7 protein-coding genes are annotated in these 12,788 nt (G+C 52.0%); 6 read left to right on the forward strand and 1 reads right to left on the reverse strand.

Annotation, left to right across the window (positions count from 1 at the left end; translation table 11 throughout):
• Positions 1-32: 32 nt before the first annotated feature.
• The 4 genes from SH287x_RS07350 to SH287x_RS07365 all read left to right on the forward strand — a co-directional run bounded on the left by SH287x_RS07350 (position 33) and on the right by SH287x_RS07365 (position 7,703).
• Complete coding sequence (locus SH287x_RS07350; protein ID WP_479517961.1) at positions 33-1,835, forward strand: DmsC/YnfH family molybdoenzyme membrane anchor subunit; 1,803 nt, start codon at positions 33-35, stop codon at positions 1,833-1,835.
• Positions 1,832-4,057 (forward strand): molybdopterin oxidoreductase family protein, encoded by a 2,226-nt coding sequence (locus SH287x_RS07355; protein ID WP_479517962.1) that lies wholly within the window; start codon positions 1,832-1,834, stop codon positions 4,055-4,057. The genes SH287x_RS07350 and SH287x_RS07355 overlap by 4 nt, the downstream gene beginning before the upstream one ends.
• A 63-nt stretch (positions 4,058-4,120) precedes the next feature.
• Positions 4,121-5,956 carry a NirA family protein gene (locus SH287x_RS07360; protein ID WP_479518679.1) on the forward strand — a complete coding sequence of 612 codons (1,836 nt, stop codon included), beginning with the start codon at positions 4,121-4,123 and terminating at the stop codon, positions 5,954-5,956.
• A 46-nt stretch (positions 5,957-6,002) separates the two neighbouring features.
• Positions 6,003-7,703, forward strand: a complete 1,701-nt coding sequence (locus tag SH287x_RS07365) for a sulfite reductase subunit alpha (RefSeq protein ID WP_479517963.1) — start codon at positions 6,003-6,005, stop codon at positions 7,701-7,703.
• Between the two features lie 58 nt (positions 7,704-7,761).
• Here the strand turns inward: SH287x_RS07365 and SH287x_RS07370 are convergent, their stop codons facing one another.
• A complete protein-coding gene (locus tag SH287x_RS07370) occupies positions 7,762-9,663 on the reverse strand; it encodes a cytochrome c peroxidase (RefSeq protein ID WP_479517965.1) in 1,902 nt (633 codons plus the stop codon).
• Between the two features lie 418 nt (positions 9,664-10,081).
• Between SH287x_RS07370 and SH287x_RS07375 the strand changes: the two genes are divergently transcribed.
• Together SH287x_RS07375 and SH287x_RS07380 are read left to right on the forward strand one after the other, a co-directional pair.
• A complete protein-coding gene (locus tag SH287x_RS07375; protein WP_479517966.1) occupies positions 10,082-11,266 on the forward strand; it encodes an acyltransferase family protein in 1,185 nt (394 codons plus the stop codon).
• A gap of 89 nt (positions 11,267-11,355) precedes the next feature.
• Complete coding sequence (locus tag SH287x_RS07380) at positions 11,356-12,624, forward strand: 3-keto-disaccharide hydrolase (RefSeq protein WP_479517967.1); 1,269 nt, start codon at positions 11,356-11,358, stop codon at positions 12,622-12,624.
• The last annotated feature ends 164 nt before the right edge of the window (positions 12,625-12,788 follow it).

The following is a 12,788-nucleotide window of genomic DNA, read 5'->3' on the forward strand; positions in this document are numbered from 1 at the left end:
GAGCTGTCCTTCTGACTGTGAATCGGAAGTTTATGAGCGACACATTGCCACTCACACGACTTCTCACTCTGGATGACCTGATGACCGGGTATACCTCTCCCGATGTCATCCAATCCGAAGGTGAGCAATTAGTGCGTCGGCTGTTGAATGAGCAGCGGGAACTGACAGCCGTCGAGAGTTTCAGTCGTGATCAAGAAATGCGCACGCTTCCTGATCAGGCGCATTACTATGCAAAACTGTTACCCGCGACGGCTGTCAATCCCGGCCAACAATATGGATTTGAGGTCGATCTGGATCGTTGCTCGGGTTGTAAAGCCTGCGTGACGGCCTGCCATTCTCTGAACGGACTGGATGATACAGAAACGTGGCGAAGCGTTGGCCTGCTTGTTGGTGGGACGGAAGCTCTACCGGTCATTCAACACGTCACATCGGCCTGTCATCATTGCCTTGAACCGGCTTGTATGCAGGCATGTCCTGTCAATGCCTATGAAAAAGATCCCCGCACTGGAATCGTGCGTCACCTCGATGATCAATGCTTTGGCTGCCAATACTGCACCCTGGCCTGCCCCTATGATGTTCCTAAATACCACCATGCCAAAGGAATCGTTCGAAAGTGTGACATGTGTGCCAACCGGCTGGCACACGGCGAAGCTCCGGCCTGTGTTCAAGCCTGCCCTCACGAGGCGATTTCGATCCGTATTGTCGATGTGACACGCGTGATTGAGAACTCGGAAGCCGATCATTTTTTACCAGCCGCTCCAGAACCTTATATCACGCTTCCGACAACCACCTATAAGTCGTCACGTGTTTTCCCCCGAAATTTGCTTCCCGCTGATTATCACTCCATAAATCCGCAGCATCCACACTGGCCTTTAATAGTCATGCTGGTTCTTACACAGCTTTCTGTGGGAGCATTTACCACAGGTTGCTATCTCGAATGGGTTCTCGAACCAAGCCTGGCATCTGCCTTCCGTCCCATCCATGCCACGGGTGCCCTGGCTTTGGGGCTTCTTGCTTTGGCAGCCAGCACACTACATCTGGGCCGGCCCCTCTATGCGTTTCGTGGCATTCTGGGATTCCGTCATTCGTGGCTAAGTCGTGAAATTGTGGCCTTTGGTGTCTTTGCAGGGCTGGCATTTCCGTTTGCTATCATCTGCTGGATTTCAACGAGAGCGCCGATATCTGATTTTGAATTGTTTCATGTCATTAACATGAATGACTTAAAGCCCTGGCTTTCCCCTCTCTCACTGAGTGTGTCGATCGTCGGCCTGGTCGGTGTTTTCTGCTCGGTCATGATCTACGTTTTCACACAGCGGGAACTCTGGTCATTGGAACGGACATCGATCCGTTTTGGATTAACTACGGCTCTCCTGGGCGTCGCCACGATCTGGTTGATGCTATGTCTATCCAGAGGTTTTCTAAGTTCCGAAACCTGGGAACCTTTGGCACTGGAATTGAATCGTCCTCTCGCACGCGCTGTCATCGCGTTCTCCATCCTCAAGTTAATCTATGACGTTTCACTTTTACGTCATCTGGCGACATTCCGTAATTCTTCGCTTAAGCGATCGGCACGATTGGTGATCGGCCCACTGAAACACATTTCCATGGGCCGCCTCCTGCTGGGTGGTATTGGCGGGATTGTGATTCCTCTCAGCTTCTTTGGAGATACCACTTTCCCAGCGAACGCCTCAACGGAAGCCGTCCAGTTCAGCCTGATCACCACTTTATTGATTGGCCTGGCATGGGGTTGCTGCCTGGGTGGTGAACTTCTAGAGCGGTATCTCTTCTTTTCTGCGGTCTCCAATCCCCGGATGCCCGGAGGTGTGCGGCCATGAGCTTCTTCCCCGAGACTCCTGTGACACGTCCGCTGATGACATTATTCCATCAACGAGATGGTCAATTAACCCGGCAATTGCTGCAAGAACCAGGCGGTTTTGGGCTAGGTCAGGTTCCCGAACAAATGGCCCCTGACTCGACCACAGAAATGGTCTGCGGATACTGTTCCACCGGCTGCAATCTGAAAATTCATCTGAAAGATGGGGAAGCGGTCAATCTGACTCCCACAACGTCATACCCGGTCAATCTTGGGATGGCCTGCCCCAAAGGGTGGGAGGCTCTTCGAGTTCTCGATGCACCAGATCGTGCGACAACTCCGTTATACAGGGCCGAGAAAAACGGTCGTCTGGAAGCCGTGGACTGGGACACGGCAATGAAGCTGTTCACAGGCCGCTTCAAGAAAATTCAGAAAGAACACGGGCCGCAAGCCGTGGCGTTCCTCAGTACGGGACAGATCCCTACAGAAGAGATGGCTTTTCTTGGATCACTGGCCAAATTTGGCATGAATCTCCAGCACGGTGATGGTAACACGCGGCAATGTATGGCAACGGCCGTTGTGGCATATAAAGAATCGTTTGGTTTCGATGCACCGCCATATACTTATGCGGATTTTGAAGAATCAGATGCTCTCGTTTTTGTAGGGGCGAACCCTTGCATCGCTCATCCCATCATGTGGGAACGAGTCATGCGGAACCGCCGCTCGCCCGAGATCATTGTGGTTGATCCTCGCGGTACTGAAACGTCGATGTCTGCCTCGCAACATCTCGCGATCAAGCCAAAATCAGATCAGACGTTGTTTTATGGCGTGGCCCGTCTTCTCATCGAACGCGGCTGGATTGATGAGGCGTTCATTGCCCGGTCAACCGAAGGATTCGCCCAGTTCGCCAAATTTGTTGAAGAGTACGATCTTCAACGAACAGCGTTGGAAACGGGGCTTTCTACAGCACAGATCGAGCGGTTTTCTCAGACGATTCATGAACGTGAGAGAGTCTCTTTCTGGTGGACAATGGGCGTCAACCAGAGCCATCAGGGGGTGCGAACGGCACAGGCGCTCATCAATCTGGCCTTAATGACAGGAAACATTGGCAAGCCCGGAACAGGGGCGAATTCCATCACGGGCCAGTGCAACGCGATGGGGTCGAGATTATTCAGCAATACGACCAACCTGCTTGGCGGGCACGATTTTCGAAATGCCGAACATCGCCAGAAAATCGCGGACATTCTCCAGATGGATGTGGAGCGTATTCCCAAAGAAAATAGCTGGAGCTATCACGAGATCATGGAAGGGATTCTTCGTGGAAAAATCAAAGGTCTCTGGGTGATTTGTACCAACACCGCCCATTCGTGGATCAATCAGAATCAGGCACGCGATATTCTCTCACGACTCGATTTTCTGGTTGTCCAGGAAATGTATCACTCCACAGAAACCGCGACACGTGCGGATCTGGTACTTCCGGCAGCTGGCTGGGGAGAAAAAGAAGGGACGTTTATCAATTCCGAACGGCGGATCGGACGAATCAAGAAAGTCCGTCGTGCACCGGGACAAGCTCTCTCAGATTTCCATATTTTTCAACTGGTTGCAGAGTATTGGGGCTGTCGCGATCAGTTTGCCCGCTGGTCATCACCCGCTCAGGTGTTTGAGATTTTGAAAGAGTGTTCACGGGGAATGCCCTGTGATTTCTCCGGAATTCCCGATTATCGCTGGATTGATGAACAAGGCGGAGTGCAGTGGCCTTGCCCTGAGTTGGGAGTGACTCCCACACAAGAACGACGACTGTTCGCGGATGGACGTTTTTATCACACGGATGGACGGGCCAGGTTTATTTTTGAAGCCTCCCGTCCCATGACAGAACCGCCGACGCCAGCTTATCCCTTCATTCTTCTGACAGGAAGGGGAAGCGCGTCTCAATGGCATACGCAAAGCCGTACTTCAAAATCGCCGGTATTACGAAAACTCTATCCCGAGCACCCTTATGTAGAAATTAATCCGGCTGATGCTCGTGAGCTAAAAATTGCCAGCAATGCCTGGATCACAGTGGAGTCCCGTCGTGGTCGCATGAGGGCGATGGCGTTCGTGACTCCCAATGTGCAGCAAGGACAGGTCTTTATCCCCATGCACTACGAACAAACGAATCAGCTGACGGATGCAGTCTTTGATCCCTATTCAAAGCAGCCTTCCTACAAGGCCTGTGCGGTGACTTTGAAACCGGGGCGCGACTGAATCGTGCCTGCTTTCGATGAGTCATTTTTCTTGAGTGCTATTTTTCTGGATGGGGCATCTGCCATGATTAATTCCCACGGCTTTACTGAAAGTCAAAAAAGCTATCTCCAGGGATTCGCTTTGGGGGCCGATGTGGCCCGTAAAGTTCAGGGGCTTCCCATCCTGTCTGGAAGCGGTGTCCCTGGTGGGGGAGGAACCGTAGTGCAACTAGGCCCGCAGGGGGCAACTGTTGAGAATTCTCATCACGAATTGACGCGGCAAGGCGTCGCTCAGAATCGCGTATTAGCTCAAGGGAAATCTCTCTGTGCAGAAGAAAAGGCGAAGCGTGACAAAGATCCTTTTTCAATCTGGCCACAGATGAAAGCGGCTGCTCGCCAAGGCACTTTCCCTAAAGGAACAGACGTGTTTCTCTGGAAGTTTCATGGGCTGTTCCATGTTGCTCCGGCACAAGACTCTTTCATGTGCCGATTGAGGATCGCGGGCGGTGAATTGCGAAGCTGGCAGTTGAATGGAATTGCAGATCTGGCTGAGTTGCATGCCGGGAAATATGTGGATGTGACCACACGGGCTAATCTGCAACTGCGGGAAATCCCTGCTGATCGGGGCTGTGATGTTCATCAGGGATTGGTGGAACTCGGCTTGGTCAACAAAGGATCCGGGGCAGATAACATTCGCAATGTGACATCCTCTGCCACTGCGGGATTTGATCCTCAGGAACTGATTGACACGCTGCCCTATGCCAAGGAGATGCACCACCATATTCTGAATGATCGAGAGATGTATGGCTTGCCGCGAAAGTTCAATATCAGTTTCGATGGGGGCGGCTGTATTGGAACTCTGGAAGAAACCAATGACATTGGATTCCAGGCGGTCAAAATCTCCACTGAACATGCAACCGCCTTTTGCCCTGCGGGGATCTACTTCCGGTTGAATCTGGGAGGAATTACAGGCCATCTCGATTTTGCACGGGACACGGGTGTTATCGTGAAGCCCGAGGAAAGTGTGGCTTTGGCTTCTGCGATTGTGCGTGTCTTTATCGATCATGGTGACCGGACAGATCGCAAACGGGCACGATTAAAGTATCTGCTGGATGCCTGGGGGTTTGAGAAGTTTATTGAAGCCGTCGAGAAGGAAATAGGACATCCGCTTCTTCGCTTCCCCAAAGAATGTTATGAAACGCCATGTCCTGTTGATCGTTGGGCCCATGTGGGCTTTCATTCTCAGAAGCAATCGGATCTACACTATTGCGGAGTTGTCCTTCCCGTCGGGCGAATGACGTGTGCTCAGGCTCGCGGACTGGCAGCAATTTCTGAACGGTTTGGCTCTGGTCGACTCCGACTGACCGTGTGGCAGAATCTCATCATTCCGGATATTGCCACTTGCGATATCCCTGCCGTCCAGGCGGAAATTGAACGGCTGAATCTGGGTTGGCGGGCCAGCGCTATTCGTAGCGGACTGGTTGCCTGCACGGGCAGTGCTGGCTGCAAGTACGCCGCCGCTGACACGAAAATGCACGCTTTGCAAGTCGCCAATCATCTGGACAACTGGATCGAACTGGATGTCCCTGTAAATCTCCATTTCACGGGCTGCCATCACAGCTGCGCCCAGCATTTCATCGGTGACATTGGCTTTCGCGGCACAAAAGTGGAAGTCGGCGACGACATGGAGGATGGCTACGAAGTCGTGGTAGGCGGCGGCTTTGCTGATCAGCAGGGAATTGCCCGGCAGCTATTCCCACAAGTCCCTGCCACTGAAATTTCTTCTCTGGTAGAGCGGTTGCTGTCTTTCTATCTCGAGGCTCGCGAGGCCCAGGAACCCTTCTCCCGATTTGCCCAGCGTCAACCTATTGAGAAGCTCCGGGCAGTTACGGAATTCTCTCCATTAACCGCCGATTGCTGAGGCTTTTTTAGACTTTCATTTCTCCCTATTTTCTGGACATATCACGATGTCGCAAACACTTTCATTGGTTCCGGAAAGTGCCCCGTTCAATGAAGAGCAACGTGCCTGGTTGAATGGCTTTCTGGCGGGCTGGATTGGCCTGATCGATCAGCCAAGTCATGTTTTACCATCGATTGATGTCACGAATCTGGTTCAGGGGAATACCGGAACTTCCCGTATTCCCGATGCGGCATTTGAAGAGGATTTGCCATGGCATGACCCTGCTCTACCGATCGATGAGCGATTGCAGATGGCCAGCGGAAAAAGCTTGCCTAATCGCCTCATGGCGGCCATGGCGCAGCTTGACTGTGGGTCATGTGGCTACAATTGTCAGCGATATGCTGAGGCCATTGCTAATGGTGACGAAAAAAGTCTGAAACTCTGCACGCCAGGCGGAAAAGAGACGGCCAAGCGTCTCAAAGAACTGATTGCCCAGCCGAGCACTGCGTCTCAGTCGTCCACCAATTCTTCAATCATCACCATATCAGAAACACTGCCATCTGTTTCTTTGTCTGGCACAAATGGTGAGCATCATGCCGTTAACGGAGTGAGCCAGCAGAAAACCAATGGCCATGCGCATGAAGAGAAGTCGCCATGGACGCGCCAGAATCCTTATGTGGCTAAAATTCATCGAATTGCCGAGCTGAATGGTGCAGAGTCTTCCAAAAGAACGACTCACGTCGAGATCGATCTGACAGGTAGCGGCATTCACTATCAAGTGGGTGACTCACTGGGAGTCTATCCCACCAATTGCAATGAACTTGTCGATGAGCTGATGCAAGTCTTTTCCGTCACTGACAGGGAATCGGTGACTGTCGAAGGAGCCACACTGCCGTTTGCCAAAGCCTTGTCCGAAAAACTCTGCTTGACCGAAGTCACTGACGAATTACTGGCTATGCTGCGGGAGACCACAGAAAACGTCAAAACGCAGGCATGGTTGCAGCATGTCGAAGAAAATCCCGATTTGATTGATGGTTGGGACGTGCTGGATCTGTTGGCATTTCTGAGTCCGAACAAGATCACGCCACAACAACTTGTGAGTGTGCTATCCCCGTTGAAACCGCGACTCTATTCGATTAGCAGTTCACTCAAGGCATGTCCCGAGAAAGTCCACTTAACAGTAGGACGAGTTGACTGGACGTTCCAGAATCGACGACGCAAAGGCGTCACTTCCACAATGTTTGCTGATCGGTTGAAAGTTAATGATCCCGTTCGCATTTTTGTTCAGAAGTCGCATGGGTTCACTGTCCCCGTGAACCCCACCGTTCCCATGATCATGGTTGGGCCGGGAACAGGGATTGCCCCCTTTCGCGCATTCTTACAGGAACGCCACGCGACAGAAGCCGCCGGTGACAACTGGTTATTCTTCGGAGATCAGAAATCGTCCACGGACTATCTATACGAAGAAGAACTGGCGGAATATCAGAAGTGTGGCAAATTAACGCGAATGGATTGCGCGTTCAGCCGTGATCAGGAGAGCAAGATCTACGTTCAACATCGCATGCTTGAGCAGGGTGCTGAATTCTGGGCATGGCTGGAACGTGGCGCACACGTTTACGTTTGCGGTGACGCCAAGCGGATGGCTGTCGATGTCGATCAAACACTTCGCCAGATCATCGGACGGCATGGCGGACTGGAATCAAAAGACGTAGACGAGTATGTCACAACCATGATCCGCAGTAAGCGATATTGCCGGGATGTCTATTAAACTCATGAACGGCCCCAAAAAGAGGAATCTCAAAGATCCCCCACGACCTGCCCTGCTATTAAAGTGAATTGAGGTAGTGCAGCAATTGATTCAGCTCTTCTGAAGTCAGCTTTTCCCCGGCGACCTTTTCGGGAGCGTGGTATTTTTCCAGGGCATCACGCAAGCTGCGGGATCGGCCATCGTGCAAAAAGCGACGGCGTATTCCCAGCCCTAATAGCGTGGGAGGGTTAAAGCGGTAATCGCTGTCATTGCGGCTTTTCAAACCAATCTCAAACGAGTCTTCATGAACAAACCAATTGCCCTGATGGCAGTTCTCGCAGGCTCCTTTTCCCAGAAAAATCGCACGTCCAGCATGCCATGCGGGATCATCCGTTGGTATGGGACGGTGGGAAACTGACTCGCTCCATGAGTAAGGCTTCAGCGTTTTCAGATAAGCGACGAGCGCGGCTTGTTGCTGAGGCGAAGACGGTTGCTCGCTCTGCATGGTGTCTTCAATGGAACGCTTCATCGCGTTACTCAGATCCTGCTGCCACCCGTGCCATGTCCATGGCCCTGTATCAGCCACATGGAACAAAGACGGAATCAGCTTGGCTGCCCCGTAGCCACGATCGTTCTGCGTATCAAACAATTGACCAGCCGTATGTCCATCAGGATGGCAGGAATGACAACTGAACCATTGATGCAAGCTGAATTTCGCATCGTAAAAAATCTCTTCTCCCTCACGAACCAGTGATTTTTCCGTGGTATTACGTCCCACAAGAATGGTTGAAGTGACTTTTCCACGATCCAGATCAACAATCTCGACGTGTTCTGTTAAACCATTGGCAACCACAATCTGGCGGTCGCCGATGAATTCAAAATCCAGAGGTCGGCCAGCCAGAGGAATACGGCGGTACCGATCTCGATCGCCGATAAGTTCTGGCCTCACAAAGTCCCCCGGATCGCCAGGCATCCAGGGCAAATCCTCTCGCTTGATCAGAAGCAATTCGTGCGAACCACTGGCGGTGATGACAATCCAGTGACCATCAGGAGAGATGCGTGTGGCGTAAGCATCCCCCACTCCTTTTTGAAACTCATCTAATCCCAACTGCTCTTGCTCACCTAATTCGCCTTTAGGAATTGGCATGCGGATCAAGCGATTGTCAATCACCCACCCTCGCTCAATATTGCTGAAAGAAACAGGGAACCCTCGATTGATGGCGCAACTGACAAGCAGCGAACCTGTTTCCGGCTCGAAGGTCATCGGCCCGAGATTAAACCCGTCGGTATAGATCTTATGCTCACCAGCAACTTCCAATGTTTCCGCGGAGAGAACTGTCACTTTGCCGGGAACCTGGCTCGCCACAGCCAACCAGCGTGAATCAGGAGAGATTAACACTTGCTGGGGCAGACCAGAAACCGGCACTTTATTGCGAATTTCAAAGGTTTCGAGGTCGACGACCATGACTTGATCTGCCCCGGAAACTGCCACAAATGCCCGCTGTCCTCGATCAGATTTCTCGATGGCAATGCCACACGGCTCCAATCCGACCGGTAACCGGCGACCAAAGCTCAAATGGCCATCTTTTACCAGAAGTTCGACCAGTTCACCGGCACCCCGTGCCGTGACGACAGCCCGCTGGGCATCAATCCATTGGACATCCCAGGGGGATCCCGCCAGGGGAAGTTCATCCCGCTTCATTGAAGTCTTCAGGTCTATCAAGGCGACGGAACCGCCAGTATTCGCCACGAGGATCAACGTCTGATCGGAAGAGACGGCCACACTGCGCGGGTTTCGATAGACGGAGTCACCCAGTGATACGGCAGTGTCTGACTGAGTGGAGTTAGAAGCAGAAACTGTTCCAGCAGTCTGATCCACTTCAGCTGCCGTGACATCATGCCAAGTGACGCTTTGAAGGATCGTGCCCAACAGTGCGGCGAACAGTCCCAGACTCAACATGCTTGTGATCAGCCAGCGCATGGAGGGGGATTCTCCTTAAAAGAAGACAGCAATTGAAATAATAAACCCGGCAGGCACTTCGCAACTTCATCTCCAAGCTAGCCTGTCAACCGGGATGGCTGCAAGAAGAGTTAGTGCCGCGTTACGGCTTTATCTTCGTGTTGATGTCGCTGCAACGTCATTTGTTGTCGGACTTAACAGCAGACGAGACCCGAAATTATATACTTTGACAACGCATTGGCTCCTGTTGTACGAGCAGGCTCAATTGTACAGGCTTGGCGTGATGATCCTTTCATCATTTTTCGGTTTACCGATCCCCCCGTGATGTTGTCGCGAATCCTGGCGAGGGCTGTTATCGTGCGTTGGTGTGAAACAAACACCTTTTGCGGGCGGATCCGCTTTCTACCTGGCTGAAATCGATCAGCCCGAGGATTGATAGATGGTCACCACTAAACCAACCGCGAGTCATCGTCTGGCCTCGATCGATGCCTATCGCGGTCTGGTGATGGTGCTGCTGGCTTTCAATGGATTTGGGATTCTTGAAGCGAGTCGAAACTTCCCGCAATCTGATGGTTGGCAGACTGCCGGATGGATGTTTGACCATGTTGCCTGGCGCGGCTGTTCGTTATGGGACATGATTCAGCCGTCGTTCATGTTTCTTGTCGGAGTCTCGATCCCCTGGTCGATGGCATCACAAAAATCTCAGGGAGTCACGCCTGCCCACGGTTGGATTCGTGCCGCGATTCGATCGTTGGTGCTGATAATGCTGGGGATTTTTTTGATTTCTGATTCCAAGCCTGCCACTGACTTTTCGTTGATGAACGTCCTGACTCAGATTGGGCTGGGCTATCTGGTGGTCTATGCCGTTGCACAATCATCGCGGCCGCTGGCTCCCTTCATTGCTGGAGGAATTCTTCTGGCCTATTGGGGCTTGTTTGCTTTCTGGCCAGTAGGAACACCTGCCGATGCGGCACGATTAGGACTCCCCCCGGATTGGTCACAGTTGACGGGATTCTCTGCTCACTGGAACAAGCATTTGAATCCTGCAGGGCAGTTTGACCGCTGGTTTCTGAACTTTTTCCCTCAAGAGATTCCCTTTGTTTTTAATAAGGGAGGCTACCAGACACTGAACTTTATCCCCTCGATTGCCACCATGCTGCTGGGATTGGCTGCTGGTCAATCTATCCAGCAATCAAAGGGAGCTTTTCCCGCCGCCATCCGGATGATTCTGGGGGGCGTGGTTATTGCTTTACTGGGATGGTTACTGGATGCCACCGGCGTTTGTCCGATGGTGAAACGAATCTGGACTCCTTCCTGGACACTCTGGAGTGGTGGTTTGTGCCTGACGACACTGGGCCTCTTTCATTTCGTCACGGAAGCCGCTCAATGGCGCTGGGGTGTTTGGCCACTCGTGATTGCAGGCATGAACTCTATTGTTCTGTATGTGTTCTACATGCTGCTTCGTCCCTGGATGGCGATCACGTGGCAGCGGCACCTGGGGGCGGGGGTCTTTCAGATTTTTGGAGAGTCCTTTTCGCCCATCTTGCAGGCATGTGCCGTAGGGCTTTCCTTCTGGCTCTTTGTCTGGTGGCTGGCTCGGCAAAAGGTTTTTATCAGGCTGTAATCTTCAACACGTTGCCATCTTGAATTCATGATTCACACAAAAAAATCCGCGTTATGGGCAATGTCTCACGACCAACAAGGACGCTTTTTATGAAAAAGCTCGAACCCACATCTTGCAACCAGATTTCTGCTCATCTGTTAAGGATTAAGTTCGGCCTCGCAGCCTCGCTGATGGCTCTGTCATTTGTCTGCGGGGCAAATGCTGTTGCTCAAGAACTTTCAAAGAAGCCTCTACCAATTGACCTCTTCGACGGTCAGACACTGAACGGCTGGGAAAAAGTCGGAGGTGGCGCGACATATGAAGTCGAAAACGGCGAGATTGTCGGGCGTGTCGGGCCAGGAGCCAACACTTTCTTAAGAACCCAGGCCACCTATGGCGATTTTGAACTGCGCTATGATGTGAAGCTGGATATTGCTGGAAATAGTGGTGTGCAATTTCGCAGTCATCAGAAGGATGGAAACGGCCGGACATTCGGCTATCAATGCGAAATTGACCCTTCACCCCGCTCCTGGACAGGCGGAATTTACGACGAAGGCCGTCGCGGTTGGATCTATTCCCTTGAAAATAACGAAGCCGCTCGCCAAGCGTTTAAGCTTAGCGGTTGGAATACGTTTGTGATTACCGCCAAAGGCCCGCATATTCAAACGCGTGTTAATGGTGTGCTCTGCGCCGATCTGATCGACACCGCTGATCTCGAAGGTTTTATTGCCCTGCAGGTTCACTCGGGTAAAGCCGGCAAAATCCATTGGAGGAACATTCAGCTCACTCCTTTGGGTGAACCCACCTGGAAGACGCTCATCAGTGATGTTCCTTCGAGCAAAGGTGGATTAGCTGGCTTTCAGATGACAGGTGCTGCTGTATGGAAGTTTGTCGATGGTGAACTTCAGGGAATCTCTCCAGCCGGTGAGGCGCAGCCCAGCGTCCTCATCTCGACCGATGCCTATCGCGACTTTGCCTTGAAGATGTCTTTCAGGGTGGTGAAAGGGAGCAGCAGTTTGATATTCCGCGGGACGGAAAATTCTGCTCACGAAATGACTGGTTATCAAACCGTGCTGGATTTCTCCGAAAAAATGGGTGGTCTTTTTGAAATACCCGGCCAGATCCCGGTTGCCAAGACATCGGCAGAGACCATCAAAAAAGCCTTTAAACCTGCTGATTGGAACGAGCTAACCGTCGTCGCCCTGGGAGACCGTATGGTCATTCATCTCAATGGAGTGAAAACCGTCGATCTCGTGAAGCCCGGCATCCCCCCAGCCGGGAAGCTGGCATGGCTGCTCCCTAGCGGTGAAGAGACTGAAATACGTTTCCAGAAGCTTCAAATCCTGCGTCTGGATGACATCGACTGTTGCCTCGAGTAAAAGTCTTTGACGATTACCCGGCATCTGTCGTTGATGAATGGTTCACCAGTCGGATCTGCTGTCATCCAGAACCGTGGAGGCTTTTGAACTCGTGACTTGAGAAACAACCCCAGGGGGCCAGCTCTGATGAACTGGCTCTCCTGGGGCTTAGTCGATCATGGTTT

This window comes from Planctopirus sp. SH287 (assembly GCF_056500625.1).

Coding starts and splice junctions, on each gene's coding strand:
- SH287x_RS07360 (WP_479518679.1), top strand. CDS start 4,121: ATGATTAATTCCCACGGCTTTACTGAAAGTCAAAAAAGCTATCTCCAG.
- SH287x_RS07375 (WP_479517966.1), top strand. CDS start 10,082: ATGGTCACCACTAAACCAACCGCGAGTCATCGTCTGGCCTCGATCGAT.
- SH287x_RS07355 (WP_479517962.1), top strand. CDS start 1,832: ATGAGCTTCTTCCCCGAGACTCCTGTGACACGTCCGCTGATGACATTA.
- SH287x_RS07350 (WP_479517961.1), top strand. CDS start 33: ATGAGCGACACATTGCCACTCACACGACTTCTCACTCTGGATGACCTG.
- SH287x_RS07365 (WP_479517963.1), top strand. CDS start 6,003: ATGTCGCAAACACTTTCATTGGTTCCGGAAAGTGCCCCGTTCAATGAA.
- SH287x_RS07370 (WP_479517965.1), bottom strand. CDS start 9,663: ATGCGCTGGCTGATCACAAGCATGTTGAGTCTGGGACTGTTCGCCGCA.
- SH287x_RS07380 (WP_479517967.1), top strand. CDS start 11,356: ATGAAAAAGCTCGAACCCACATCTTGCAACCAGATTTCTGCTCATCTG.